The sequence below is a fragment of the Olivibacter jilunii genome (assembly GCF_900607235.1).
Lineage (GTDB): Bacteria > Bacteroidota > Bacteroidia > Sphingobacteriales > Sphingobacteriaceae > Olivibacter > Olivibacter oleidegradans.
On the sequence record NZ_LR027850.1, the window covers coordinates 538,064 to 564,458 of the forward strand.

24 protein-coding genes and 1 tRNA gene are annotated in these 26,395 nt (G+C 40.9%); 16 read left to right on the top strand and 9 right to left on the bottom strand.

Features of this window, described 5'->3' with window-relative positions:
• Positions 1–1,173: an RsmB/NOP family class I SAM-dependent RNA methyltransferase gene (locus E0E36_RS13460; protein ID WP_130856387.1), complete on the top strand. Its 1,173-nt coding sequence runs from the start codon at positions 1–3 to the stop codon at positions 1,171–1,173.
• 4 nt (positions 1,174–1,177) lie between these two features.
• On the opposite strand, the gene E0E36_RS13465 is transcribed toward E0E36_RS13460, so the two are convergent.
• The 4 genes from E0E36_RS13465 to E0E36_RS13480 form a co-directional block, all read right to left on the bottom strand.
• Positions 1,178–2,431 carry a cation:proton antiporter gene (locus E0E36_RS13465; protein WP_130856388.1) on the bottom strand — a complete coding sequence of 418 codons (1,254 nt, stop codon included), beginning with the start codon at positions 2,429–2,431 and terminating at the stop codon, positions 1,178–1,180.
• A 268-nt stretch (positions 2,432–2,699) separates the two neighbouring features.
• Positions 2,700–3,266, bottom strand: a complete 567-nt coding sequence (locus tag E0E36_RS13470; protein WP_130856389.1) for a MarC family protein — start codon at positions 3,264–3,266, stop codon at positions 2,700–2,702.
• Positions 3,267–3,477: 211 nt separating this feature from the next.
• A complete protein-coding gene (locus E0E36_RS13475; protein WP_013665521.1) occupies positions 3,478–4,959 on the bottom strand; it encodes an amino acid permease in 1,482 nt (493 codons plus the stop codon).
• A 201-nt stretch (positions 4,960–5,160) separates the two neighbouring features.
• Positions 5,161–7,377 (bottom strand): sodium-translocating pyrophosphatase, encoded by a 2,217-nt coding sequence (locus tag E0E36_RS13480; protein ID WP_130856390.1) that lies wholly within the window; start codon positions 7,375–7,377, stop codon positions 5,161–5,163.
• Positions 7,378–7,666: 289 nt separating this feature from the next.
• On the opposite strand from E0E36_RS13480, the gene E0E36_RS13485 reads away from it, so the two are divergent.
• Genes E0E36_RS13485 through E0E36_RS13495 form a run of 3 tightly spaced genes read left to right on the top strand, consistent with a single transcriptional unit; the run spans position 7,667 to position 10,500 of the window.
• Entirely contained in the window at positions 7,667–9,052 is a 1,386-nt protein-coding gene (locus tag E0E36_RS13485; RefSeq protein WP_198140335.1) for an APC family permease, read from the top strand.
• Positions 9,053–9,058: 6 nt separating this feature from the next.
• Positions 9,059–9,976 carry a ComEA family DNA-binding protein gene (locus tag E0E36_RS13490; protein WP_130856391.1) on the top strand — a complete coding sequence of 306 codons (918 nt, stop codon included), beginning with the start codon at positions 9,059–9,061 and terminating at the stop codon, positions 9,974–9,976.
• Positions 9,973–10,500, top strand: a complete 528-nt coding sequence (locus E0E36_RS13495; RefSeq protein WP_013665526.1) for an adenine phosphoribosyltransferase — start codon at positions 9,973–9,975, stop codon at positions 10,498–10,500. Before E0E36_RS13490 ends, E0E36_RS13495 begins: the two co-directional genes overlap by 4 nt.
• A gap of 276 nt (positions 10,501–10,776) precedes the next feature.
• On the opposite strand, the gene E0E36_RS13500 is transcribed toward E0E36_RS13495, so the two are convergent.
• Complete coding sequence (locus E0E36_RS13500; protein WP_130856392.1) at positions 10,777–11,688, bottom strand: DUF6263 family protein; 912 nt, start codon at positions 11,686–11,688, stop codon at positions 10,777–10,779.
• Positions 11,689–11,978: 290 nt separating this feature from the next.
• Here E0E36_RS13500 and E0E36_RS13505 point away from each other — a divergent pair, with 290 nt between their 5' ends.
• From E0E36_RS13505 to E0E36_RS13520, 4 genes are all read left to right on the top strand, one after another.
• Positions 11,979–13,151: an acyl-CoA dehydrogenase gene (locus E0E36_RS13505; protein ID WP_130856393.1), complete on the top strand. Its 1,173-nt coding sequence runs from the start codon at positions 11,979–11,981 to the stop codon at positions 13,149–13,151.
• Between the two features lie 162 nt (positions 13,152–13,313).
• Positions 13,314–14,828 (top strand): malate:quinone oxidoreductase, encoded by a 1,515-nt coding sequence (locus tag E0E36_RS13510; RefSeq protein ID WP_130856394.1) that lies wholly within the window; start codon positions 13,314–13,316, stop codon positions 14,826–14,828.
• A 348-nt stretch (positions 14,829–15,176) separates the two neighbouring features.
• Positions 15,177–16,358, top strand: a complete 1,182-nt coding sequence (locus tag E0E36_RS13515; RefSeq protein WP_130856395.1) for an ROK family protein — start codon at positions 15,177–15,179, stop codon at positions 16,356–16,358.
• A 240-nt stretch (positions 16,359–16,598) separates the two neighbouring features.
• Positions 16,599–17,075, top strand: coding sequence for a hypothetical protein (locus tag E0E36_RS13520; protein ID WP_013665531.1), 477 nt, complete (start codon positions 16,599–16,601; stop codon positions 17,073–17,075).
• 266 nt (positions 17,076–17,341) lie between these two features.
• Here the strand turns inward: E0E36_RS13520 and E0E36_RS13525 are convergent.
• Positions 17,342–17,415 (bottom strand) — tRNA-Ala (locus E0E36_RS13525).
• A gap of 147 nt (positions 17,416–17,562) precedes the next feature.
• Between E0E36_RS13525 and E0E36_RS13530 the strand changes: the two genes are divergently transcribed.
• Positions 17,563–18,039: a hypothetical protein gene (locus E0E36_RS13530; RefSeq protein ID WP_130856396.1), complete on the top strand. Its 477-nt coding sequence runs from the start codon at positions 17,563–17,565 to the stop codon at positions 18,037–18,039.
• Here E0E36_RS13530 and E0E36_RS13535 read toward each other — a convergent pair whose 3' ends face one another.
• Entirely contained in the window at positions 18,040–18,249 is a 210-nt protein-coding gene (locus E0E36_RS13535; protein WP_013665533.1) for a hypothetical protein, read from the bottom strand. It lies immediately after the preceding gene.
• A gap of 193 nt (positions 18,250–18,442) precedes the next feature.
• Here E0E36_RS13535 and E0E36_RS13540 point away from each other — a divergent pair, with 193 nt between their 5' ends.
• From E0E36_RS13540 to E0E36_RS13550, 3 genes are read left to right on the top strand one after another with little or no spacing between them, the layout of a single operon-like run.
• On the top strand, positions 18,443–19,816 hold the full coding sequence (locus E0E36_RS13540) for a sensor histidine kinase (protein WP_130856397.1): 1,374 nt from the start codon (positions 18,443–18,445) through the stop codon (positions 19,814–19,816).
• Complete coding sequence (locus tag E0E36_RS13545; protein WP_013665535.1) at positions 19,813–20,196, top strand: response regulator; 384 nt, start codon at positions 19,813–19,815, stop codon at positions 20,194–20,196. Before E0E36_RS13540 ends, E0E36_RS13545 begins: the two co-directional genes overlap by 4 nt.
• Positions 20,189–21,232, top strand: a complete 1,044-nt coding sequence (locus tag E0E36_RS13550) for an adenylate/guanylate cyclase domain-containing protein (RefSeq protein WP_130856398.1) — start codon at positions 20,189–20,191, stop codon at positions 21,230–21,232. The genes E0E36_RS13545 and E0E36_RS13550 overlap by 8 nt, the downstream gene beginning before the upstream one ends.
• A 7-nt stretch (positions 21,233–21,239) precedes the next feature.
• Here E0E36_RS13550 and E0E36_RS13555 read toward each other — a convergent pair whose 3' ends face one another.
• Positions 21,240–22,109 (bottom strand): YitT family protein, encoded by an 870-nt coding sequence (locus E0E36_RS13555; RefSeq protein ID WP_013665537.1) that lies wholly within the window; start codon positions 22,107–22,109, stop codon positions 21,240–21,242.
• A 4-nt stretch (positions 22,110–22,113) separates the two neighbouring features.
• Positions 22,114–22,695, bottom strand: coding sequence for an HD domain-containing protein (locus E0E36_RS13560; protein WP_130856399.1), 582 nt, complete (start codon positions 22,693–22,695; stop codon positions 22,114–22,116).
• A gap of 421 nt (positions 22,696–23,116) precedes the next feature.
• Here E0E36_RS13560 and E0E36_RS13565 point away from each other — a divergent pair, with 421 nt between their 5' ends.
• The 4 genes from E0E36_RS13565 to E0E36_RS13580 all read left to right on the top strand — a co-directional run bounded on the left by E0E36_RS13565 (position 23,117) and on the right by E0E36_RS13580 (position 26,339).
• Positions 23,117–23,764 (top strand): DUF6266 family protein, encoded by a 648-nt coding sequence (locus E0E36_RS13565; RefSeq protein ID WP_013665539.1) that lies wholly within the window; start codon positions 23,117–23,119, stop codon positions 23,762–23,764.
• Positions 23,765–23,836: 72 nt separating this feature from the next.
• Positions 23,837–24,448 carry a DUF6266 family protein gene (locus E0E36_RS13570; protein WP_130856400.1) on the top strand — a complete coding sequence of 204 codons (612 nt, stop codon included), beginning with the start codon at positions 23,837–23,839 and terminating at the stop codon, positions 24,446–24,448.
• 74 nt (positions 24,449–24,522) lie between these two features.
• Positions 24,523–25,125 carry an RNA polymerase sigma factor gene (locus E0E36_RS13575; RefSeq protein ID WP_130856401.1) on the top strand — a complete coding sequence of 201 codons (603 nt, stop codon included), beginning with the start codon at positions 24,523–24,525 and terminating at the stop codon, positions 25,123–25,125.
• 155 nt (positions 25,126–25,280) lie between these two features.
• Entirely contained in the window at positions 25,281–26,339 is a 1,059-nt protein-coding gene (locus E0E36_RS13580; protein WP_130856402.1) for a FecR family protein, read from the top strand.
• Positions 26,340–26,395: the final 56 nt, after the last annotated feature.

Sequence of the window (26,395 nt, forward strand, 5' to 3'; positions counted from 1 at the left end):
ATGAATGAAAAACGTCTTTCACAGCAACTAAGAAGCTTTGAACGTCTTTTAGATACCTATGTAAAGGGTAAGGAGCCACTTTCCAGGTTTCTTACCCTTTTTTTTAAGGAAAACCGACAAATGGGATCGAATGATAGGCGTACGCTATCTCGATGGAGCTATAATTATTTTCGGTTAGGTGAGGGGCTACCGGCTTTGCCGGTATTGGAACGTCTAACTATTGCCGAATACCTGTGCTGCACGGAAAGCGATGTCGTGGCTCTGTTAGATCCTGCTTTGAGTCATACAATAACAGAGACGATTGATGGAAAATTACTTCTATTAGCCAATCGTTTTTCTTTTGATGTTCATGAGGTTTTTCCTTTGATAGCGCACGTCTCAGCAGATTTGGATACCGGTCTTTTCCTAAAGAGTCTGTTTCGACAGCCCAAGCTTTTTTTAAGGCTTCGTCCGGGAGCTGAAAGCATTGTCTTAAAGTGCTTAGAACGTAACCAAATCAATTATGAGCGAATCGGGCGGTCGTGCCTTGCGCTGGAAAATGGGACGAAGCTTGATCAGTATGAAGAACTTCGTGGGATGTATGAGGTGCAAGATCGATCGTCGCAGCAAACCGGCGACTATTTTGAGGCGAAAGCGGGTGAAAAATGGTGGGATGCATGTGCCGCTTCGGGAGGAAAATCGCTCTTGTTAATGCAAACTTACCCAGGGGTCAATTTATTAGTGAGCGATGTTCGATCCAGCATATTGAGAAATTTGGATGAACGTTTTGAGAAAGCAGCCATTAAGGATTATCGGAGAAAAATTATTGATCTTACCAAAGATCCGTCCATTATTCTTGGGAACGATACTTTCGATGGTATTATACTGGATGCGCCGTGCTCAGGGTCGGGAACTTGGGGTAGGACCCCGGAAATGATGCAACAGTTTAGCGAGGGGAAGTTGCGTTATTTTGTTGATTTGCAGCGGCGTATTTTGCAAAATGTTATACGACATTTGAAAGTGAATAAGCCCTTAATCTATATTACTTGTTCTGTATATGGAGCGGAAAATGAAGAACAAGTCGCTTTTGCAGAAAAATTAGGTTTGCGCCTTGAGCGGGCGACGCTCTTAAAAGGGTATGAAAACCGGGCGGATACCATGTTCGTTGCCCGGCTCATTAAAAATCCGTTGTAACTTACTAAACGTCTTCGGTTGCAATTTGCCGGGCCTTATTGGTTAGCTTACCAATTGTTAAACCCTGTACAAGGATGGAGAAAAGAACAACATAGTAAGTAATCGAAAGCAATAAATCTTTATTCAAATGGCTATCTATAGAGAGTGCCAACGCTACGGATACACCACCTCTTAGACCTCCCCATACAAGAATGGTAATCGTTGCCCTATTAAATTTAGTCTTCATCGGAATGATATTAACCGGCAGCCATATCGAAACAAAGCGAGCTAGCAAAACCATTGCGATGCTTATTATACCGATCAACCAATAGTCACCAATATTCGTTATAAGAATGAGTTCAAAGCCAATAATCAAGAATAATATGGCATTCATGATTTCATCGATTAATTCCCAGAACTTATCTAAATAATCTTTAGACACTTCGCTTAGCGCAAAGCTACGTCCGTAGTTTCCAACCACTAACCCGGAAGCTACCATAGCTAAGGGGCCGGACATATGTATCGCACTTGCCACCAGGTGGCCACCCATTACCACCGCAAGGGTAATCAGAACTTCCACTTTATAATTGTCGATTTTTCCTATTGTTTTAGAGGCGATATAACCTAGTAGTAATCCCAGTGCTACACCGCCAAGCGCTTCTTTCGCGAGCAACCAGGAGATGCTACCGAACGATAAATCTACATCTTCACCTTGCGCAAGCTGTAACATAATAATGAAAACTACAACAGCAATCCCATCATTGAAGAGGGATTCACCGGCAACTTTTGTCTCCAATGATTTGGGAACACCTGCTTGTTTTAAAATACCTAAAACGGCTATTGGATCAGTTGGTGAGATCAGTGCGCCAAAGAGTAAACATTGAATGAGCGGTATTCCCATGTGTAACCATTGCAAGATGTAAAATAGCATAAAGCCGACGGCAAAAGTAGAGATGATAACACTTACAGTAGAAAAGACCATTACCGGCGCCTTTTGCTCTTTCAAGTCACTTAACCGGATATGGATTGCCCCGGCAAATAATAAAAAATTTAACATCGCTCCCATGAGCACTTCTGTAAAATCAACGGAGGAGATAAAGGTGGAGAATTCCTGAAAGGTATGAGGGAAAATCTTGTCGGTCAGAATAAGACCCAATGATACCAAAAGGGCAATCACCATAACGCCAATAGTAGAAGGCAGTTTTAAAAACCGTTCGTTTATATAAGAGAAAACGGCTGAAAGGACGATAAGTACAGAGAATGAGTAGTATAATTCCATATAAAATTCGGTTTTCCCGTAAAATACGAATTTTTCCCCTGCTTAGCAAGTTGAAGTAGCTAGTAGTGAGTAGGGAATAGTTAGTAGTGAGCTAGTAGGGAGTAGGGGATAGTTAATAGTGAGGGTCGTGGCAGTCGGTTTGTAATAGTGGCAGTAGCAGTAACACTGGCGAAAGCCGATAGCCGAGCGCTGAAAACAAGTTGTAGAATCGCTACGGAGGCAGGCTTTTGACTTTTGACTTTTGACTTTTGGCTTTTTACTTTTGAATTTACAATCCTGTATTGCTTCTGAAAAGTTTGATAGCAATAGCCAGCAGGATTACTCCGAAAGCTTTTCTTAACACAGCTAATCCCGTACGCCCCAAAAGCTTTTCCAAGCGATATGTGTTTTTTAATACAATATAAATGATAGCTATGTTAATCAGTATGCCGACAATGATATTCTGTGTGGCGTATTCTGATTTAAGAGAGAGAATGGTGGTCATGGTTCCGGCTCCGGCGATCAGCGGGAAGGCTAAAGGCACGATGGAAGCCGTTTCAAAGCTGTCATCCTTAAAGAAAGTCATCCCTAAAACCATTTCCATAGCAATAAAGAAAATAACCAATGAGCCGGCAATTGCAAAAGAAGCAACATCAATTCCGATAAGCTTCAGCATACTTTCACCTATGAAGAGAAAAGCGATCATGAGTATCATGGCCACAATGCTTGCTTTTCCTGATTCAATTTTTCCTGCTTTTTGACGGAGATCAATAATAATCGGAATGGATCCTAATATATCGATGATCGCAAAAAGGATCATCGTAACAGACGCAATTTCCTTAATGTTGAAAAACATGTTTTTGGTTTTATAAATCAAACTTATATAAAACTTGGTTTATATCCAATGGCTATATTTTCCTGCCGTAATTGAATCGAATATTTAGCTGACCGGATTGTTAGAGAACGTTTAAGTTGCCCATTTGATGTACGGCGACGCAACACAAAAGCAGGCGTTGGCTATTTACGGTTTCCTTATTCACAATAAAAGGGCCGGCCGGCCCTTTTATTTATGGAGTGTTATCACGTTCAGCTGCCAGTCGTGCAAGGCTATGTGATTTACTATAACCGAAATAGATGATAATACCCAACGCCATCCAGATCGCTAAACGCTCCCAGCTTTCTATGGGAAGGCCAGCCATCATCGTAACACAAATAATAATACCCAAGATTGGAATGAGGGGTACAAGCGGCGTTTTAAAAGGCCGATCTAACTGCGGGTCTTTTTTTCTAAGTATAATTACACCAATGCAGACAAGCGTGAAAGCAAATAATGTCCCTATACTTACCATATGGCCTAAATCAGAAACAGGTACAAAACCGGCAAAAATACTGACGAAGACCATGAAAAGTAAATTAGATTTCCATGGTGTTTGGTTTTTAGAGAGATCAGAGAAGAACTTTGGCAATAAACCGTCTTTACTCATGCTATAAAATACGCGGCTCTGTCCCAGTAACATCACCAGAATAACGGAAGTATAGCCGGCCAGAATCGCTATCATTAACGCTAAATTCAAAAATGTATAACCGGTTTTAGCAAACGCTGTAGCTACAGGTTTTGCATCACCTTCAAAGGCGGTATAATGTTCCAATCCTGTCATCACATAAGAAAATGCCACATATAATAGTGTACAGACAAGTAATGAACCGATAATACCGATAGGCATTCCTTTTTGAGGATTTTTAGCTTCTTGTGCCGCAGTACTGACGGCATCGAATCCAATAAATGCGAAGAATACAACACCTGCACCTCTTAGCACACCGCTAATGCCAAAATGCCCAAAGTCGGGGCTACTAAAAAAGTCGAAGAAACCTATTTTGCCGGCTTTTAAAGCTTCCTCTCCGGCATTTGCAGGGATAAAAGGACTGTGGTTTGCCGGGTTGATAAACTTCCAGCCTAAGGCGATAAATATTAATACAACCGCTATTTTCACGATCACAAGAAGGTTGTTCACAAAAGAAGATTCCTGTGTTCCTCGCATCAATAAGAGCGATAAAAGACATACGATGACGATAGCCGGGATATTGATCATACCACCTTCCCACGGGCCATGTAAGAGAGAAGCAGGCAAGTGGATGCCGATTTCGGCTAAAAATTGAGAAAAATATTGCGACCAGCTTACCGATACGGTTGCTGCGGCCAAGGCATATTCCAGGACAAGGTCCCAACCGATAATCCAGGCAATAAACTCACCCATGGTGGCATAAGAATAGGTATAAGCGCTCCCGGCAACCGGGATCATAGATGCAAATTCAGCATAACATAAACCGGCAAAGCCGCACCCGATAGCTGCAATGATAAACGAAAGTATAACAGCCGGTCCGGCATTATCCGCAGCAGCAATGCCCGTCAGTGAAAAAAGTCCCGCACCGATGATAGCGCCAACTCCTAAAGCTACTAGATGATAACTTGATAAGGTTCGTTTTAAGGTGCCTTCTCCACTTTCTTGTGCTTCCTTAATCAGTGAGGGGATCGATTTTTTATAAAACATAAATGTGGTTTTTACTTTGTGGTTGTGTGAATTGTATTTATTGTTAAAATATGGTGTGATTTTGCTAAAATAATGTAATGTTTGGGTGATTTGATGTCTTTTTTACTTAAAATCATTATCTTTTATTAAAAGAAAGTCAAACCTACAACTTTTATTTGAGAAACAAAGAAGGCGCTAAGTTATTTTAGCGCCTTCGAAGGGTTATAGGTCGTATTTTTGTGTATTTGTTACATTCTGTCGGCTGGTTGCCGTCTGAAAGGCTTCTGTTTTTGGCTTTGCTTGTTTACTGCTAATCGTATGTTTGTTAACATTGATATGAGGAGCGATGATAAGTGACACAATTGACATCAATTTAATTAAAATATTCATTGACGGACCGGAAGTGTCTTTGAAAGGATCTCCCACTGTATCGCCCGTAACAGATGCTTTATGAGGTTCTGATTTTTTATAATAAATTTCGCCGTTAATATGAGCGCCTTTTTCGAAAGACTTTTTGGCATTGTCCCAGGCGCCACCTGCATTGGACTGAAACATTCCCATGAGGACACCTGAAACCGTGACGCCCGCTAACAAGCCTCCCAATACTTCCGGACCAAAACTGAAACCAACTACAATCGGCACAATAAGAGCAATGGCGCCGGGTAACATCATTTCCCGGATCGAGGCTTTGGTCGAAATTTCAACGCATCGGTTATACTCGGGTTTGGCCTTATATTCCATGATTCCAGGTATTTCCCTAAATTGCCTCCTAACCTCTTGTACCATATCCATGGCGGCCCTACCTACGGCTGAAATACATAAAGCGGAAAAGATAAAAGGAATCATACCGCCAACAAATAAGCCGGCAAGCACATCGGCTTTGTAAATATCTATCTGATCGATGCCGGCAATTCCAACGAAAGCTGCAAATAAAGCTAAAGAGGTTAGGGCGGCAGAGGCAATGGCGAAACCTTTACCGGTTGCTGCGGTGGTATTTCCGACGGCATCCAGGTTATCGGTCCTGCCGCGCACCTCCTCTGGGAGCTGGCTCATCTCAGCAATCCCCCCTGCATTGTCGGCGATGGGTCCGAAGGCATCGATAGCTAGTTGCATAGCTGTGGTCGCCATCATGCCCGCCGCTGCTATTGCAACCCCGTATAAGCCGGCAAAATGGTAAGATCCGTAAATACCTGAGGCTAAGACAAGAATAGGAAGAACAGTAGATTCCATCCCTACTGCTAAACCTGCAATAATATTGGTTGCATGACCGGTCGATGATTGTTGAACAATAGATCTTACCGGCCTTTTAGACATGGCTGTATAATATTCAGTGATAATACTCATGAGTGCCCCTACAATCAAACCAACAACGATGGCTAAATAAGTGTCGGTTTTGGTGAATTCAAATCCCCGGATAACCATTGTGTCCGGTAATAACCAGTTTACCGCGAAAAAAGATGCGATCGCTGTCAATACAATGGAGCTCCAGTTGCCCACATTTAGTGCCTTTTGTACATTTCCGTTTTCGTTGGAGATCTTTACCAAAGATGCACCGACGATAGAAAATAATAGGCCTAGGCCCGCAATGAGCATGGGTAGCAGAATTGGTGCAATGCCGCCGAAATTATCGTCGGAGACAATTTCTCTTCCTAAGACCATCGTAGCAAGGATGGTAGCCACAAAAAAACCAAATAAGTCGGCTCCCATGCCCGCCACATCGCCCACATTATCGCCTACATTATCGGCAATGGTTGCAGGGTTCCTTACGTCATCTTCCGGAATGCCCGCTTCTACTTTTCCGACAAGGTCTGCGCCCACATCAGCAGCTTTGGTATAGATGCCGCCTCCAACACGTGCAAATAGCGCAATGGATTCGGCCCCTAGAGAAAATCCTGCCAATACTTCCAATGCTCTCTCCATCTCTAGCCCATTGATGTCGCCATTTGTATTGATAACGTAAATGGTATAAAAGACAATAAATAGAGAACCAAGACCTAAGACGGCTAAACCGGCTACGCCGAGTCCCATAACCGTACCACCGGTAAAAGACACTTTCAAGGCTTTCGCCAAACTCGTGCGAGCCGCCTGGGTAGTCCGTACATTGGCTTTCGTTGCAATATTCATCCCGATGTAGCCGGCAAAGGCCGACGTAACCGCTCCAATCACAAATGAGACTGCGATAACCCAACTGGAATACGGACTTAAGGTGCCCGACCACGCTAATAATATACCTGCAATAACGACAAAATAAGACAATATCTTCCATTCGGCCTTTAAAAATGCCATGGCACCATTCGCAATATGACCAGCTAATTCCTGCATGGTTGAATCACCTGCATCCTGCCTGCTGACCCATCTTGATTTGCCGATCATGACCAAAATTCCTATAAGCCCTAACATCGGTATGATGTAAATTAAATTACTGTGTAGAAAATCCATAATTTCAATTGAGTTTATAATGTATCTAAAGGTTTTATCTAAATGGCTCCGTTACCCAACGTAAGGTAAAATAATTCGCTGAAACCGAGATGTAAATAATATTGACACAGATGGCAATCATTATTTACTCGAGCTCTCAGCAGCAAATACAAATAAAATAATTCGCTGAAAATAAACAGGGTTATCGAGATAATCAAATTTATTTTTTTAAAAAATCACAAAAATATTTTTCTACATTCGTTTTGAATAACCCGAAGCCACGATGAATCAAGCACAATCCGAAAATCATATGAAAAAAGAGTTAGGCCTATTAGATGCGACCATGTTGGTGGTTGGATCCATGATAGGCTCAGGCATATTTATTGTTAGCGCCGATATTGTACGTCAGGTTGGAAGTGCCGGATGGTTGATTATTATATGGCTGCTTACCGGTGCCATTACGCTTACGGCAGCCTTAAGCTATGGTGAACTTTCTGCCATGTTCCCCAAGGCCGGAGGACAATATGTTTATCTTCGGGAGGCCTATAATCGACTGATTGCTTTTCTGTACGGTTGGGCTTTGTTTGCCGTTGTTCAAACAGGGACTATTGCAGCGGTTGGTGTTGCGTTCGCTAAATTTACGGCTTACCTTTTTCCGGCAGTAAGTGATGAGCACATCTTATATCAGTATAATATATTTCAGTTAAATGCGGCCCAAATCACAGCAATTGCCGTGATTGTCTTGCTCACATGGCTTAATACAAGAGGCGTAAAAAATGGTAAGATTTTGCAAACAGTGCTTACCATCGTTAAGATACTCTCTTTAGGGGGATTGACTATCCTGGGATTGATAACTGCTTTTAAATCGGAAATATGGAATTTGAACTGGACAGATGCCTGGACGCCTAAAACATGGGATTTCAGTGGCGAGATGTTTGTCAATATCAGCGGAGCCGCACTTTTTGCAGCAATTGTATCAGCGATGGTGGGTTCTTTGTTTTCCAGTGATGCCTGGAACAATGTGACATTCATAGCAGGGGAAATAAGAAACCCTGAACGCAATATAGGGTTAAGCCTTTTTTTAGGCACATTGATCGTGACAGTTATTTATGTGTCTACCAATGTCATGTATTTAGCTACGGTTTCTTTACAGGATATCGCTTTTGCACCGGCTGATCGCGTCGCTGTTGTGGCTTCTCATGCCATTTTCGGCAATGTCGGTACCGTCGTAATCGCTGTTATGATTATGATTTCGACTTTTGGCTGCGACAACGGACTCATATTATCCGGAGCACGCGTTTACTATACCATGGCAAATGATGGTGTTTTTTTTAAACAAGCAGGAAAGCTGAACAGGTTCGAAGTACCTGGCTGGGGGCTATGGGCTCAATGCGTTTGGGCTTCGGCACTCTGCTTGACAGGTAAGTATGGCGACTTATTGAACTATGTGATTTTTGTCGTATTGATCTTCTATGCGTTAACGATCATCGGCGTATTTATTCTTCGTAAGAAACGACCTGATATACCCCGGACCTATAAAGCCTTTGGGTATCCGGTGCTTCCTGCTATTTACGTCATAGCTGCGTTCTCAATTTGTATCGGACTGCTAATTTACCAGCCTACCTTTACTTGGCCGGGACTGATTATTGTATTGATGGGCATTCCTGTATATTATTTAATTGGGAATAAAAACTAATCAAAAATGTTGAGAAGACTGCAAAGGCATTTTGGCTTTCACAGAAGAGAGTTGAACGGCATTTCCGGTTTACTTTTTTTAATCGTGGTTATATGGCTGATTCCGCTTCTGTACAGTATGTTTTATGAACCGGATAGTCCCCGTATCGAAGTCTTGGAAGCGGATTGGAAGGATGTGGAGATTGACCGCTCCGAAGAGCTTGGCGCACAAGCATCAAAGCAAGAGGCCGTCGCACATTATTTCAAATTCGATCCGAATGATCTACCAATAATCAAGTGGCAACAGCTGGGACTTAAAGAACGCCAAATTAAGAATATTAAGAATTTTGAGGCGAAGGGAGGCCGTTTTAGGAAAAAAGATGACCTACTTAAAATATATACAATTTCACAGGATGATTATAAACGTCTCGAACCCTATATAACTATCAAAAGCGTAGAGACAGCAACGCGATCTCAAAGTGATTTCCCTATTCGTCATCCTATAGAAAAAATACCTACATCCGGCAAGGCGCAGATCGTGCTTTCCGTATTGGATTTAAACAAGATAGACAGCCTTTCCTTGCTTCCCTTGCCTGGAATTGGACCGGTGTTCGCCTCGCGCATCATTCGTTACCGCGATTTATTAGGCGGTTTCTATTCAGTTTCGCAACTTCGGGAGGTATATGGAATGGATACGATAAGATACCAACAAATTGAACCCTATTTAAAAGTTGATAGTACCGATGTAAAACGCATCGCGATTAACAGCATAAGTCTTGACGAGTTACGGAAGCATCCTTATATCAAAGCGAAGTATGCACGGCTGATCGTCGCTTATAGAAATCAACACGGTAACTATAAAAACTTGGAAGATTTATCACGAATTCCTGTATTCGATGGGAAATATTTGCGTAAAATTGCACCCTATATAATATTTGATCAATGATTGACAATCTGCTGAAAGCTACTATTCGAGATATTGTAGATTTTCCCAAGCCCGGTATCGTATTCAAAGATATTACCCCAATACTAAAAAATGCCCATCTGTGTAATCTCGTGATTGAGGAGTTTGCAACACGCTTAAAAGAGGTACACTTCGATGTAGTCGCCGGCATTGAAAGTAGGGGCTTTTTGTTCGGTTTGATGTTGGCAAATCATCTAGGAATACCGTTCGTTCCGATAAGGAAGGAGGGGAAATTACCTGCTCAAACAACCAAGCAATCCTACGATCTGGAATACGGTTCAGCTACTATAGAGATGCATACCGATGCTTTTGAACCAGGCGCTCGCGTTTTGATTCATGACGATTTGCTGGCAACCGGGGGAACGGTAGTCGCTGCTAGTAAGCTGATTCAGCAACTTGGTGGAATAATAGCAGGATATAGTTTTGTAATAAGTTTAGATTTTTTAAACGGGAGACAACGTCTCTTGCCCTATAGCAATCAGCTTATCTCCCTTGTTAGTTATTAATTATTAGTTGAGTTGTTGAATAGTGAAGTCGTTGAATAGTAGTTACAGCTCGCTACTTAAAGACTTCCAAACTTATCTACTAGCAGCTTTCGAAGTTGGCTTTCGGCTTTCGGAAATCAGTTTTCGGTCGCACCGGCCCTTCCCACTATCACATCGGCTAACCGACCGTAGGAAGCTCATGAGTGCCGAAAAAGCAAACACTTACGAATAATTAACTACTTTCCTACTCAACTATTTCCCTATTTAACGACTTCCAAACTTAACTACTCAGCAACCCTACAACGCTTTTCCCGTTAATGTAATTTTAGAGGTAATCTTCATAGGAATCTTCATCCCCTGTGCGGAGATGTCACCACTGATTTGCTGATTTATTGTGCTCGAGTTGATAAGACCAGTGGAGCTGTCCACTTGAACCTTGCCATCCTGAGTCCCTGTAAGGTTGATTTGCATATTGCCCAAAGGGCTTTCAGAGTTGAGAGGGCTTAATTTAATCGTTGAATGTACCGAAATATCAGCTTGTTTTCCATTGATGGCGGTTAAGGTGTATTGGTTTTGCAGGTCCATCTCCATCATACCGGCCATTGGCATTTTGAAGTCTTTCTGCCAGCTTTCATTGGGTTGAATTTCTTTGTTTGGGTAGATATTTAATGAGACATTCATCATGTTCATGAAAGCCGAATCACTAAATTGCTGTTTCAACAACTGTTGCGTGCTTGCTTCTCCACCGATGGAATTCAAAACATCCTGCATGCCTTCGACTTTCGTCACTTCCCCTTCGGGACTTAAATACATAAAAAAGCTTTTGCCAACCATTTTTCCAACTGCTTTTAGCGGGCTTTCCGGATTGTCTGTACGCTTTGAGTCGAAATGAAAATTTCCTTGAGGTGTTTCCATGTTGATTGCCATCGTTTGATAAGTGCTCTTGATTTTCATACCCTGAGTATTGCTCTCAACCACTTCATAGATATAATCTACCTGCGTTTGTTGCTTGATGTCCATCTGATTTCCCATCACTTCCTGATTGACGAGTTGGTCAATGCTGGTGCTAAAAAGATAAGAAGCACCTTTTTTTAGGTTCATCTTTAATAGCACGGATTGTTTGCCTTGTTCTTCTGCCGTTTTATTATGGGCTTTTACAATGGTTAAGGCAGATAATAAGAGTAAGAATATGGAAATTTTCTTTATCATTTTGATTGCATTAAATGTGTTTAACGAATATAAGACACGTGTTTAGAAAGAATGTTACGAAAATCTCTCCTAAACGCTGATCAATTGTTAAGAGTGGATAGTAAAGTATTGCTGCACTACTAACCCTTACGTATCACACAAAACTTATAACTTACAACTTAATACGATTCTAAACGAATAGGCTTTGATTTTATACCAAATACTGTTTTGTTATTTTTAAATATTGATTTTATATTCTTTTTTAAGATATAATTTGGTTATTATTGTATATTACCATATTATAAATTATTATGCTTGAAAATAGAGAAACATCTTATTTCTCGTCGGACCATCAATCCATGATTCGGGAAATGGTACGTGACTTTGCACAAAAAAATATTCTTCCACATGTTATGGAATGGGACGAAGAGCAGATTTTTCCTCGCGAATTGTTTGGTCAAATGGGGGCTTTGGGACTAATGGGGGTATTGGTGCCTGAGCATTACGGCGGGGCTGGACTCGGTTATCACGAATATGTTGATGTAATAGTCGAAATTGCGCGTGTGTGTGGAGGGATCGGCCTTTCCCTGGCAGCGCATAATTCACTCTGCACCGGACACCTGCTTACTTTTGGAAATGAAGAGCAAAAGGCCCGCTGGTTGCCGAAGCTAGCTTCGGGGGAATGGATCGGTGCTTGGGGGCTCACTGAGGCGAATACAGGGTCTGATGCATTAAATATGCTTACAACTGCTGTTTTAGAGGGCGACCATTATGTTATCAATGGAACCAAAAATTGGATTACCCACGGAAAGAGCGGGGATATTGCGGTGGTGATGGCCCGTACGGGTAATAAAGGTGAGTCAGGTGGAATTTCTGCGTTCATGATCGAAAAGGGTACACCTGGCTTTACGCATGGAAAAAAAGAAAATAAGTTGGGGATGCGTGCATCCGAAACAACTGAACTTATTTTAGACAATGTTCGTGTACCAAAAAGCAATTTATTGGGCGTGGAGGGAGAAGGGTTTAAGCAAGCGATGAAGGTATTGGATGGCGGACGAATATCAATAGCGGCTCTAGCCTTGGGAATTGCCAAAGGGGCACTGGATGCAGCTATCACATATAGTCAGCAACGCCATCAATTCGGACAGCCAATAGCAAATTTCCAAGCGATATCGTTCAAAATAGCGGATATGGCTACTGAAGTAGAAGCGGCTGAACTCTTAATACAAAGAGCTGCAGAATGGAAGAACAAGGGAATCCCTGTAACGAAAGCTTCCGCTATGGCTAAATATTATGCCTCTGAAGTGGCTGTGAAGGTTGCTACAGAAGCCGTTCAGATTTTTGGTGGATATGGATACACCAAGGATTTTCCAGTGGAAAAGTTTTACCGGGACGCGAAACTTTGTACGATAGGAGAAGGTACTTCCGAAATACAAAAAATGGTCATTTCCAGAGAAGTGCTCCGAGCTGGAAAAAGCGATTAAAAATCATGATTGCTGTATTGGATAAAAAAATGGCGGTAACGAATAATTGCAAAACCATGACGGAAGTCACTTTGTATTATATATGTAAATAATTCTGTTCTTTTGTTATTTTTTTAAGAAAATGTAATCGGATGGTGTTATTTTTGCAAACCATAGATTGAAATGACTAAAAGTAACAAAAACACCATTCAAGAAAAGGATGCTGTATTGATAGGTGCGGGAATCATGAGCGCTACCTTGGGCATCATGTTAAACCAGATTCAGCCAGAAGCTAGTATAGAGGTTTTTGAACGTTTAGACGAAGTAGCAGCGGAAAGTTCAGATGCATGGAACAATGCAGGGACCGGACACTCTGCCCTGTGTGAATTAAACTATACGCCACAATTACCGGACGGTTCCGTCGAAATTAAAAAAGCCATTAATATTGCAGAACAATTTGAAGTCTCAAAAGAATTTTGGGCGCAATTGATAAGCAAGGGAGTTCTGAAGAATCCGGCTCAATTTATAAGAAGTGTGCCTCATATGAGTTTTGTTTGGGGAGATGCTAATGTCTCTTACCTTCGAAAGAGATATGAGACAATGAAGGATCATCATCTTTTTAGAGGAATGGAATATTCCGAGGATCAGCTTACCATCAAGGAATGGATTCCTTTGATTATGGAAGGTAGAAGCCCTGATCAACCGGTTGCAGCTACAAAAATGGATATTGGTACGGATGTCAATTTCGGAGCACTTACTCGTTGTCTATTTGAATATTTAAAGAAGCAGCCTAATTTTAAACTTCGTTTAGCTCATGAGGTGCGCGATTTAGAGCGTTTATCGGATGGTAGGTGGAAGATTGAAGTGAGGAATAGCACAACCAAGCGTAAACGCACGGTTATTGCAAAGTTTGTATTTATCGGTGCTGGTGGAGGTGCTTTGCCTTTACTCGAGAAATCAGATATTAAAGAAGGGAAAGGCTTCGGTGGCTTCCCGGTAAGCGGTCAATGGCTTCGATGCACCAACCCGGACGTCATCGCTCAACATGAAGCGAAAGTTTATGGAAAGGCAGCGGTTGGATCTCCACCGATGTCTGTTCCGCATCTTGATACACGTATCATCGATGGTAAGAAGGCCTTACTTTTCGGTCCTTACGCTGGCTTTTCCACAAAGTTCCTTAAAAATGGATCATGGTTGGATTTACCGGCTTCCATCAAGATTAATAATATTAGACCGATGTTGGCGGCAGGACTGGATAACCTGAAGCTGACTAAATATTTAATAGATCAGGTTAGACAATCACCGGACGATAGAATAGAGGCGCTGCGGGAATACGTGCCGACGGCTCGTAAAGAAGATTGGGAATTAGAAATAGCCGGACAGCGTGTACAGGTTATTAAAAAAGATCCGGTGCACGGCGGCGTGCTCGAATTCGGTACCGAGGTGGTAAGCAGTGCAGACGGTTCTATTTCTGCTCTACTTGGTGCTTCTCCCGGTGCATCAACTTCAGTTTCTATTAGGATCAAACTGTTGCAAAAATGCTTCCCCGAACAAGTCAAAACCTGGGAACATAAATTTAAAGAGATGATCCCATCTTACGGTAAATCGCTAGCTACTGATGCAAAATTGGCCGGTGAAACCCGGAGGAGAAGCAGTGAAATATTAGAGCTACAACAGCTAGTCGAAGAAAATATTTAGTATTATTTAATAAAAAGAAACGGGCCGAAAGATCTTTCGGCCCGTTTCTTTTTTATATTTGATTGTCCGTTAATGAACAATTAATGTTCATTAACGGACAACGTCTAAATGAAATAGTTGTTTGAGAGGGAGTAAGGTCGATTTCTGAATTTGGCAACGCTATTGCTGCATGGAGGATGATAAATGAACTGCTTGGCTGCCGCTCAAAAGGATATGGGTAAATAAGCGCAGTCGGCACAGGTAAGCAAACTTCATTACCTTTTAAAGACGGATTATTCGAATGAAAATCAATATTAGGACAATACGTGATTATTGTTTAATTTTAGATAATTATTAATACTAACCGGTTTGACAGCAAAAATACTAAAACAACAACACCTTAGAAAAGCTATTCTAAGGCAACTATATTATAATGGTGCCTTATCGCTGGCCGATTTATGTACGATGACATCTAAAAGTTTACCCGTTGTGTCATCGTCTGTATTAGCACTATTGGAAGAAAGATATATTGTTGAGTATGGATTAGCTCCTTCAACAGGAGGAAGGCGCCCAATTACCTATCTTTTGAACCGGGAAAAAAACAGCTTTATTTTAGCAGTAGCTGTTGATCAGCTTGAAACACGGATCTGTATATTTAATCTCGGAAATGAGCTTGTTCAACCCATAAAATCCTTTCGCTTAGAAATTTCGCAGAATCCGATCGCAATTGATAATCTTGTTGCCTGTATCAAGCAAGTTCTTACGGAAAGCAAGCTGCCGGCCGATCAGATTTTAGGTGTAGGAATTGCCATGCCCGGTGTATACAATATGAAGGAGGGGATTAATCATACGTTTTTCCCCGATCATCAGCATTTGCCAAAACATTTAAGCAGAAAGCTGGGACTCCCTGTTTATGTTGACAATGATTCACGTGCTATTGCGATGGCTGAATTAAACTTTGGCACGGCTAAAGGTTATAAAGATGTAATGGTAGTCAACATCGGCTGGGGTATCGGATTGGGCATGATTGTAGATGGCGCGCTTTTTAGTGGGCATAACGGTTACGCCGGGGAGTTTAGCCATATCCCTTTGGCAAATAGTAATAACCTATGTTCCTGCGGCAAACGCGGATGTTTGGAAGTGGATGCCTCCCTGTTGGTTTTAGTTGAAAAAGCGAAGAGAGAGATGATGATAGGCGCAAAGTCTAAATTGGAACAACTTTTTCAGGACGATCATAATCTTTCCGGCGAACATTTATTGAATGCAGCGAGATCGGGTGATCCCTTGGCGGTTTCTCTACTTGCTGAGGGCGGCTTTATGATTGGCAAAGGTCTGGCAACACTGATTCATATCATGAATCCGGAACGAATTGTGTTAAGTGGACGAGGGGCAGCGGCCGGTAAGATATGGTTGGCTCCGATTCATCAAGCAATTAACGAGTTCTGCATTCCCAGGTTATCGGAACAAACCACCATTGCCGTGTCTGACTTGTCTAAAGAAGTGCAGCTGCTGGGAGCAGCAGCCCTAGTTGTTGAGCAATGTGACTTTTAATACCAAAGCATATTCTCTTTCAAACCTATTTCAAAGTCAACTAAATCAGCTGAGATTCAGGGATTCGCATTTAATATTTTAAACTCGAAACCGACCAAATGACGAAGGTAATCGCCGCACTGGCCGAACTGAATCTGCGCATGTGAAAATCTGTGTATCTTTGGCAAGAAATTTGCTACAACAGGACAAAATACATCTGGTGGATGTAAAAAAATTAGTTTAAAAACAAAATTATTTATTATGAGAAATCGATTTTTATCTTTATTAACTGTTTTTTTATTTGTATTCTTAGCACAGGAATCCAAAGCGCAATACCGCAATGCCTTGGGTTTAGGTATTGATTTAGGGGATGGACGTACTTTGGTTGGACCGCAATTAAAGCATTTTTTTAACTCAAAAGATGCTGCTAATGTGCAAGTTTTATTTGCCGATAACCATGTGTTGCTTGGAGCGGATTATTCGTATAACCAAGCGATTAGCGGAGCGAGAGGGCTTAACTGGTATATCGGTGTAGGTCCGCAACTAAGCTTTATTGACCGTGGACCTTTTGGCAATAAAACGTATTTTGCAATCCGTCCAGCTTTAGGTTTGGAATATAAAGTGCCTTCCGCGCCTTTAGCTTTCCATTTTGATTGGAAACCTTGGTGGACCCTAACGGACGAGTCGGATTTTGAACCTTCCCGTTTCAGTATTGGGTTTAAGTATACTTTTAACTAAGCGAAAGAGAACATACTATAAAAAGTCCCCGTCATTTCCGGCGGGGATTTTTTTATAGTATTGCTAAAATTCATTGGCGTGAAATGATGTTTTAACCAAATTGCTTCACCTTGTTCATATGGCGTGCTTTAGCCTTCCAATGTGTTTACTGAAACACTGATATCTTAGAACAATATACTAGGGAAGATTATTGAGACAATGGCCGATAAGTGAAAAAGCGGATCAAAAGAGCATAAAAAATCCCGCCGGTTGCGGGATCATTTTAGTGGAGATTACCGGAGTCGAACCGGTGACCTCTTGCATGCCATGCAAGCGCTCTAGCCAGCTGAGCTAAACCCCCAAAAGAATTTGTGTCGGCAAAGATAGTAATTCACTTTATAACTGCAAATTATTTGTAAAACAAGAGAAAGTCTTCCCTCATGGTTTTTGTACATTGAAACAATTCAAAAATCCTGCTGTTACGTTATAAATCAAAACTTGTATCTTAATGAAAGCAATTACAATAACTGGCTTTTCAGTAATACTCTCTTTCTTTTTATTCGCAGCTTGCAATAACAATAAAACAACAGATCAGACTAATGAAACCGACGCTGCCGACATTGATAAATCAACCACCTCAGTGGCACCACTTGAGGACAATAGAGATTCCATTAATCTACAACTGATTAATGGGGAGGCGGCCCAAGAAGCCAAGATGGAAAAGGGAAAACATGTGGTATTTTCATTTAATGTAAAAACCCTTGGAAAGTTATCCGCTTCTGTTAAACCCAGCGAACCCAATGGAAATGTTCGTATTGCTCAGATCTTTCTTCCCAATAATGTAGCAGACGGGCCTTTTGGCCCAACCATGGAGTATAACATAAAAGAACCCGGAGTCTACCGTATCGTTGTTAGCGAAAATCAAATGGCAGGTGAACCCTATAATGGTCCTTTTACTTTTTTATTGAAAATAACGCCACGATAACTAATGCCGGTGTTGCGTCATATTGGTTAACTTTTCGACAATTGGTGTATTGTTACCCGATATGTCATATCGGCCGTCATTATAATCGATACGAGCAACCTCATTCTTTAGGTTGTCAAAGACAATGAACGATTGTTTGTCATAAGTGGTGGAATAGCCCGTCCATTCATGGTCTATTTCATGGGCCCATTTTGCAAATCTTTCTAACATAACAGTAATTTGATCAATAATTTTTACGTTTCGCCCCCTTTCACTATCTACTATTGTCTAAAACAAGAAGTAGCGCAAAAAGTTTAGCCTTCCATCGAATTGTTGTTGTAGGTGCAGGTGATTTTATCTATGTTTGAGCAAAAAGTTATAGTTTTTTTAATAGCTACTTATTGGCAAGCTAAACCTTTGTTTTATGACACTAGAGCCCATATTTGCACTTCTCCTGATTAGTTTCCTTAAAAAGAAGGTCAACTATCAAAAGGTAGATTACGATTTGGCTAAATATCTTCAGTTTGGCTTTTATGTGAGTATCGCATTGATCATCCTTGACGTTGTTTCAAGCACTTATTTGGTTACCTTGCTTGTACAGGTCTTCCTATTTGCTCTATTGTACCTTGTTTACCGGAGACAGGAATTACAGGCGGGAAGGCACATGATTTTTTCGATATTGCCTTATGCTATCCTTTCATTTATCAGCTCTTTTGTCCAGGAGTTTTTTCCATCATTTTACAAAAAAACGGATGATTTTTTCGAGAGTGCCGTGTTGTTTGGCGTTCTTTGGTACGGAGGCATGTGGCTCGTGAACAGAAATCAACGGAAAGCTTTAGAGAGGGAACGAGCTAGACGCGAAGCGGAAGAGGCGCAACATCGGATTATGGCGCAGCTGAAAGTCGATTTAGAACACGAAGTAGCACAACGCACGGCCGAGCTGGTTAAACAAAAAGAAGAGTTGCAAGTGACGCTCGACGAATTAAGAAATACCCAAGCCCAACTTATTCAATCGGAAAAAATGGCCTCTCTAGGAGAGCTCACGGCCGGTATTGCCCATGAGATACAGAATCCCCTGAATTTTGTGAACAATTTTTCGGAAGTGAGTATCGAGCTATTGGACGAATTGAAAGGAGGGCCTCTGAAGGCACTGGAAGGAGCTCGACAAGAGGAGGCAGAAGAAATTATAGCAGACCTAACGCAGAACTTAGACAAGATTAATTTTCATGGTAAAAGGGCTGACGGTATCGTCAAAAGTATGCTCCAACATTCTCGTAGCAGCAGTGGAAAAAAAGAAATGACCGATATTAATGCACTAGCGGATGAATATGTTAGATTGAGTTATCACGGCTTGAGAGCCAAGGATAAATCGTTCAATGCCACTATCGATACCCAATTTGACACCGCCTTGCCTTCCATTGAAGTGGTACCGCAGGATCTCGGCCGTGTGCTGCTTAATCTTTTCAATAATGCTTTTTATTCTGTCAACGAGAAGAGAAAACACATAGGTGGGAGTTTTATGCCAAGAGTAACCGTTATTACCGAACATATAGTTGATGATGCTCAAGAAGCATCGATTAAGATTACGGTGGCCGATAATGGCCTAGGCATACCAAGTGCCGTCTTAGAAAAAATATATCAGCCCTTCTTCACGACCAAGCCAACTGGTCAAGGCACCGGTTTGGGATTATCTATGAGCTATGATATTATTACAAAAATGCACGGAGGAGAGTTAAAAGTGGAAACAATAGAAGGAGAATACGCAAAATTTATTATTATCATACCCGACAAGCAATGAAAGTATTAGTTGTTGACGACGAGATCGATATACAGCCCTTATTCCGACAGCGATTTCGTAAGGAAATCAAAACGGGATCCATCATTTTTGAGTTCGCATTGTCTGGAGAAGAAGCTGTTCAGTATCTTCTTCACGATGGTTCCGAAGTTGTTCTTATCCTGTCCGACGTCAATATGCCAGGTATGAGTGGGTTGGACTTGTTATCGCATATCAGGCAGAAACACGGAGGGACACCACCTTTTGTGATGATGATTACGGCCTATGGAGACGAAGAAAACTATCGGCAATCGATGCAATTAGGTGCTGATGACTTTTTGACGAAACCACTTGATTTTAACTTGTTAAGGGAAAAATTAAAAAATTTAGAAGAGCATGGCTAAGATATTAGTTGTAGACGACGAGGCAGATCTCGAACTTTTGATCAGGCAAAAATTTAGAAAGAAAATCCGAGAGCAAATCTATTCATTTGTTTTTGCCAAGGATGGCTTGGAGGCGCTCCAATTGTTAAAAGAAGAAGAAGATATTGATATTATTTTGAGTGATATCAATATGCCTGGTATGGATGGATTGACCTTGCTTACTAAACTCCCGGAGGCCAATCCCGTAATCAAAGCCGTGATGGTTTCGGCCTATGGAGATATGGAAAATATCCGTACGGCAATGAATCGAGGTGCGTTTGATTTTGTCTGCAAACCGGTGAATTTTGATGATCTGGATGTAACAATAGAAAAAACACTGGGACATGTGGAACAGATCAAAAGCACATTAAAGGCCATTAAAGAGAATAATATCCTAAAGATGTATGTGGATGAGAATGTGCTCAATTTTATGACGCATCAGGAATTTGAAAAAAGCTTATTGATCAATGAGACCATTGAGGCAACAGTTGTGTTTATTGATATTTGTGGTTTTACGGCCATTACGGAAACTGTCGCCGCTGATGATGTCGTAAAACTGATTAACGACCTGTTCGATGTAATCGTGAAAGAAATTATCAGTTACAATGGACACATCGATAAATTTATGGGCGATGCGGTGATGGCTGTCTTTAAAGGGGAGTATCACTTGGACCGGGCAATTGATGCGGCGCTGGCAACGAAAGAAAAGATTGCAGCTATTGAGGCGATTCGATCCGGCGATCACACCTTTAAGCCCGACGTCTCTATAGGCATCAATACCGGCGAGGTAATTTCCGGTAATATTGGATCAGCTTCACTGAAACGCTTAGATTATACCGTTATAGGTGATGCCGTTAACTTAGCCCAACGCTTACAGTCCATAGCCAAAGCCGGTCAAATCGTTGTTGCTGAACATGTTTATGAACAGGCCAAGCAATCGTTCGGCTTTTCATCGCTTGGAACCGTAAACTTGAAAAACAAAGCGAATCCTGTCAATATTTATGAAGTGACTGCATAGTAAGGGATTAATGTTCCCTTGCTCTTCTCTTCAATATACCGCCCGCTGCTTCCTTAATGGTATTCGTATATACGAAGGCTTGCGGATCAACTTGATGTACCATATTCTTGAGCCTTCGTACTTCAAATCGAGTTACCACCGTAAAAACAATATCAACGGGGTGGCTCACATCAAAACTTTCTTTTAAGAAGCCGCGCTCACCTTTATAGACCGTAATGCCTTTTCCCATGTCTTTTACTAACCTTTCCTTAATCAGTTCGCTATGGGCTGATATAATATTAACCGCTGTATATTCTTCGAGCCCTTCAATTACGAAAGTAATAGCCCTTGATGCGGTATAATAAGTCAGAATGGAATAGAGTGCAGTCGGAAGTCCCAAATGAACCGCTGCAATCAAGAAAATAATAATGTTGATACCTAAAATAATCTCACTGATGGTAAAGCTGCTCCGTTTAAGGGTATAAAGGGCGAGCACCTCAATACCGTCCAAAGCGCAACCGCCTCGCATGGATAAACCGACGCCAATTCCCATAAAAACACCTCCAAAAATAGAAACCAGTAGTTTATCGGATGTGATAATCGGGTAAGGAACATATAGCAAACATATACCTAACAATATAACGCAGGCCAATGTTTTTAAAGCGAATTTCTTGCTTACCTGGAAGGCGCCCATTATAATGAGGGGTAGGTTGGCGAGTACGATGACATAAGCGATGTTAACATGGTAGATTTCGTGTATTAATAAAGATATTCCGGTGATACCACCATCAAAAAACTGATTAGGGACCAAAAAACCTTTTAAGGCAAAACCACAGAATAAAATACCCGTAACTACATAAATAATGTCACGGGCGATCGCCGTCGATTTTGAGTTCATATTGCTAAGATTCCGAATTTGTCTTTAATTTGGTTAAATTTTCTTCTTTTAATTTATTACGTAATGCTTTTGCGGTATTGCTAAAATATCGATGATTTGAGAGAAACTCCAATTGTAGCTGCATATACTCCTGATGAGAAGATACGGTGCCAAGCGCTAACATTTCACGATAGAGTTTTTCGCTTATCTCAAAAAAATCTGCTCGCCCCAAATAATCTAAATCTGCATCGCAGATAATTTCTTCCAGGTGATTTTTTGGTTGCTGTGGCACTTTCGTCGCCATGATTAAGTCGCTAATTTGGCTGATATCCTGCTCGCTATAGGAATAATGAGGGAGATACCTGCGCGCCATATGGCATGAGTGTAGTTCGTGATTTTTAGTAGATATTAAGAAACCCGTATCATGAAAAAGTGCCGCAGTCGATAACAGCTGTAATTCATTCTCGGTAATATGTTCCTGTGAGCCGATTTCTTTTACGGCATGCATAACATCTTGCGTATGGTCCACATTGTGATAGCTAAAAGAGGCAGTAAGCTCGTGCCTTAACTTATCTAAAATGAATGTAGTAACCCGTTCAAGTTGCATTTCTATTGTTATAGAAGGCTAAGATATTAAAATTTCTTAAATGGTGAGGAAATGCTCGTAAGATCGTGAAGCTCCTAGTTAGCGCCGGATTTGCTTTTTAAAGAGCTGATTGGGCTTGAAATGAGTGGCAGAAAGCTTCTTGCTATCCTATTAAAAAAACATAACAAAAAAGGAATAAAAAATTATAAAGACAATAGTTAAATATCCAATTTCATAGTTTTTTAATAGTTTTGTTATCGTAAAATGATCGTAAAATATACGATGAATTTACGATAACGAAACGATAACTTTACGATAAATCTGCACTTTTTATATATTTCTTTTTCTATTCAAACTTATTTTTTTCTACTTTTATTGTAAACGATAGGTATAAGTCCTATCAACAGAGAGAAAAGCGTTATTTAGCATTTAAATCTAAATTATGGGAACTTACAACAAAGGCATAAATGGACCTTTTAGTGGTAAAACAGGTAGCATTATTGGCAGTCGTTGGCGAGGTGTAAATTATATTAAAGGCTTTTCGCGGACTTACAAGAATAAAGGTAAACCAAGTGAAGAGCAAGTTTTGCATTATAAAAAATTCAAATTACTAAATGAGTTTTTTATTCCTATAAAAAAAGTGGTGGAGGTGGGTTTCGGAAATTACTTACGCAAAGCTACTGCGCGTAATATTGCTTTTCAGCAGAATTTTGATCATGCTTTTTCACTTGACGAAAATAACGAGCCGCATTTAAACTATAGTTTGATTCAATTCAGCAAGGGAACTTTATTTACCGCGGGGGCTGAAAAATTGGAGATAGTGAAGCCTGGGCAGATAAAAGTAACCTGGAATCCGAAAACCTATGGATTGGGTGGTTCCTTAGATGATCAGGTTCATATTTTATGTTATACAGCGAGTAGTGACCTATTTGATTCACCAGACACCACGCCTTTGCGCTATCAAGCGGAAGCTACGGTTAGATACGAGGCATTAGAAGGCGAGTGTATTCATGTATGGTTATTTCTTAGCGATAGCCAAAAAAAACGAGTATCTCCTACCAAATATCTTTCTATAACCAACAACCAATAACCAACAACCAACAACCAATAACTAATAACCAACAACCAATAACCAACAACCAATAACCAATAATATTAGCTTATGGAATTTTTCTTTGATGCAAATATACCGAAAAAGGAAAAAGAACCTTATGGAAAGCTTGCCAGCCAACAGCGCATGAGATTGGCAATGGCCTTTTTGAACCCTTTACGGCCTGTTATCAACGAGGGTTGGAGCCAATATGGCAATGGTAAAAAGAGTAAAGCCTTTGGGCAAGCATTAAAAAAAGTAATACAGGAGGCGGTTGCAGGCACCTATCCTGATCAAATGATTGTTCCTGAAAGGGTAATGATCAGCATGGGAGCTTTACCCCCGCCTGCCATAGCCGATGTGGTGCGATCGCCCGGTATATTGGAAGTCTTTTTTACGAACGAACCACATCCAATGGCAAGAGATAGCGATGAACTGGTATTAATTGTAATCAGTCCCGAGCTCGGCATAGGCGCCAAGAGTGATCAGGTTTGGTATCGTAAAGACGGACGTATCGAAGTAGAACTTCCACCACAATTTGAAGAAGGCTCTTTTCATGCTTATACCTACTGTCATAACCGAAAAAAAACCAGCTATTCAAAAAGTTATTATTTAGGTTATTTTGAGGCGCTTCTTGATCAAAAGAGGGGCGACGGAAATATTCATGCTCAGATAAAACATTAAGATTTATTCATGATTTATTAATAAAGGGACTTTAGTTTTGATGATTGGAAATATTCTGTTGGTAATTCAACGCTATGACGACCTCCTTTTCAACTGTGCTTGCCGAGAAAAAGCTTATAGATCAAATGAAAGCCGGTGATCCGGTAGCTTTCGGAAAAATTTATGATCATTACAGCCAGGCGATTTATGGTAAATTGCTGAAATTTGTGAAGATCAGTGCTGTTGCCGATGAAATGCTTCAGGACGTCTTCTTAAAAGTTTGGGAAAATCGCCATACATTGGATTCAAATTATTCGCTTAAGCCTTGGTTGTATAGGGTTACTGAAAACGAAATTTATAAGTTCTATCGAAAGGTGGCATTGGATGTCAAACTACAAACGCATATTCTACAGACCTTTGATGAACTTTACACCCATACTGAAGAGGACTATTACCTCAAAGAAAGCCGCAAACTATTACAGGATGCAATGACCGATATGCCACCACGTTGTCGCGAGGTTTTTGAGTTATGCCGTTTGCAAGGAAAAAGCTATGAAGAAGCGGCATTACAATTAGATATATCGATATCAACCGTTAGCAATCATCTTGTTCGCGCAACCGCTATCGTTCGAAAAACCCTATTTCAGTCCACCGACATGGCAATGATCGTTGTAACCGCCTATATGGTTTATCGCTAGGTGATAAATTTAAGAAGCTTCATCCCTAACTTTTTCCTCCATGAAAAATCGAAATAAGACGATTGCATTTCGTTAAATCAGGAAAAAATAAAAAAAATCAAAAGTGATTAGTGTGTTTTTCCTGCTCGCGCATATTGGTAATAAAAGAGCAAAAAGTGGATAAACAGCGACGCCCTATTACCTCCTTACTTAAAAAGTATATTGAAAATGCATGTACGCCGGAGGAACTACATGCTCTCTTCGCGTACTTTGGCACCGCTGACGAAGGAGAATTACGTTTACAGATCCGGGAATTGATCGATCAGGAGGATGTGACTATGAAGAGAGAGCAAGACCACCTTCAAACGATCAAATACCGATTGATGGAACAGATTACCGCGAAAACACCTAAAAACAGAAGTTACTATTCTTTCCGTTACATAAAGTATGCTGCTGCTATATTTCTGTTCGCACTTATAGCAAGAGCGCTGGTTGGACACTTTTCAAAAGCCCCTGAAAAAAAGGAAACGTTGTTAACCGAAAATAAGCACCGGTCAAAGATTTTTCAACAACAGAATTTTTCAAAGGATGTGCGTGAGCTTAGACTCGTGGACGGATCGAAAGTAACGCTATACCCGCAAAGCGTTTTTCTGTATAACGAAGATTTTGGCAAAGACAATCGGAACATTGAGCTGGTGAAGGGGCATGCCCGCTTTGAGGTGGAGCCAAACCCAGGAATTCCGTTTATTGTGAAAAGTAAAAGTTTAATCACGAAGGTGCTGGGGACCGTATTTGATGTTAACCTAGCGCGCAAAAACGCTGCTGATGTTAAACTTCTCAAAGGTAAGGTAGTCGTTTATAGTGGCAAAGATTTCAAGAAAGAGACGTATTTAATACCTGGGAAAAAACTCAGTTTAAACTTGGAAACAGGTTTAGTGGAGGTTACTGCAATTAAACGGACACAATCACTTAAGAAAATACCATCTTTAAAAACCGAAGAATCGGCTGTTTCTCTTTCATTTCGAAATACCTCGATTTCAGAAACATTCAGAACCTTAGAAAAATACTATAAGGTATCAATTGATTATAAGGATCGGGATGTCAAGAATCTGTATTTTACCGGTAACCTCGACGAAGATATGCCACTGTTAACTACACTTTCTATTATCTGTAATATGAATAATCTATTATTTGATCAACGTGGGGATACTATCCTGATTCATAGAAAACAATAAATAATCAAAATATAAACAGCGATGAACTGCAAAAATTGCGGTATGGCTTCTTATTG

What these genes read in the sequence shown, in the direction of transcription:
- E0E36_RS13460 (WP_130856387.1), top strand. Translation starts at nt 1, where the DNA reads ATGAATGAAAAACGTCTTTCACAGCAACTAAGAAGCTTTGAACGTCTT.
- E0E36_RS13465 (WP_130856388.1), bottom strand. Translation starts at nt 2,431, where the DNA reads ATGGAATTATACTACTCATTCTCTGTACTTATCGTCCTTTCAGCCGTT.
- E0E36_RS13470 (WP_130856389.1), bottom strand. Translation starts at nt 3,266, where the DNA reads ATGTTTTTCAACATTAAGGAAATTGCGTCTGTTACGATGATCCTTTTT.
- E0E36_RS13475 (WP_013665521.1), bottom strand. Translation starts at nt 4,959, where the DNA reads ATGTTTTATAAAAAATCGATCCCCTCACTGATTAAGGAAGCACAAGAA.
- E0E36_RS13480 (WP_130856390.1), bottom strand. Translation starts at nt 7,377, where the DNA reads ATGGATTTTCTACACAGTAATTTAATTTACATCATACCGATGTTAGGG.
- E0E36_RS13485 (WP_198140335.1), top strand. Translation starts at nt 7,667, where the DNA reads ATGAAAAAAGAGTTAGGCCTATTAGATGCGACCATGTTGGTGGTTGGA.
- E0E36_RS13490 (WP_130856391.1), top strand. Translation starts at nt 9,059, where the DNA reads ATGTTGAGAAGACTGCAAAGGCATTTTGGCTTTCACAGAAGAGAGTTG.
- E0E36_RS13495 (WP_013665526.1), top strand. Translation starts at nt 9,973, where the DNA reads ATGATTGACAATCTGCTGAAAGCTACTATTCGAGATATTGTAGATTTT.
- E0E36_RS13500 (WP_130856392.1), bottom strand. Translation starts at nt 11,688, where the DNA reads ATGATAAAGAAAATTTCCATATTCTTACTCTTATTATCTGCCTTAACC.
- E0E36_RS13505 (WP_130856393.1), top strand. Translation starts at nt 11,979, where the DNA reads ATGCTTGAAAATAGAGAAACATCTTATTTCTCGTCGGACCATCAATCC.
- E0E36_RS13510 (WP_130856394.1), top strand. Translation starts at nt 13,314, where the DNA reads ATGACTAAAAGTAACAAAAACACCATTCAAGAAAAGGATGCTGTATTG.
- E0E36_RS13520 (WP_013665531.1), top strand. Translation starts at nt 16,599, where the DNA reads ATGAGAAATCGATTTTTATCTTTATTAACTGTTTTTTTATTTGTATTC.
- E0E36_RS13530 (WP_130856396.1), top strand. Translation starts at nt 17,563, where the DNA reads ATGAAAGCAATTACAATAACTGGCTTTTCAGTAATACTCTCTTTCTTT.
- E0E36_RS13535 (WP_013665533.1), bottom strand. Translation starts at nt 18,249, where the DNA reads ATGTTAGAAAGATTTGCAAAATGGGCCCATGAAATAGACCATGAATGG.
- E0E36_RS13540 (WP_130856397.1), top strand. Translation starts at nt 18,443, where the DNA reads ATGACACTAGAGCCCATATTTGCACTTCTCCTGATTAGTTTCCTTAAA.
- E0E36_RS13545 (WP_013665535.1), top strand. Translation starts at nt 19,813, where the DNA reads ATGAAAGTATTAGTTGTTGACGACGAGATCGATATACAGCCCTTATTC.
- E0E36_RS13550 (WP_130856398.1), top strand. Translation starts at nt 20,189, where the DNA reads ATGGCTAAGATATTAGTTGTAGACGACGAGGCAGATCTCGAACTTTTG.
- E0E36_RS13555 (WP_013665537.1), bottom strand. Translation starts at nt 22,109, where the DNA reads ATGAACTCAAAATCGACGGCGATCGCCCGTGACATTATTTATGTAGTT.
- E0E36_RS13560 (WP_130856399.1), bottom strand. Translation starts at nt 22,695, where the DNA reads ATGCAACTTGAACGGGTTACTACATTCATTTTAGATAAGTTAAGGCAC.
- E0E36_RS13565 (WP_013665539.1), top strand. Translation starts at nt 23,117, where the DNA reads ATGGGAACTTACAACAAAGGCATAAATGGACCTTTTAGTGGTAAAACA.
- E0E36_RS13570 (WP_130856400.1), top strand. Translation starts at nt 23,837, where the DNA reads ATGGAATTTTTCTTTGATGCAAATATACCGAAAAAGGAAAAAGAACCT.
- E0E36_RS13575 (WP_130856401.1), top strand. Translation starts at nt 24,523, where the DNA reads ATGACGACCTCCTTTTCAACTGTGCTTGCCGAGAAAAAGCTTATAGAT.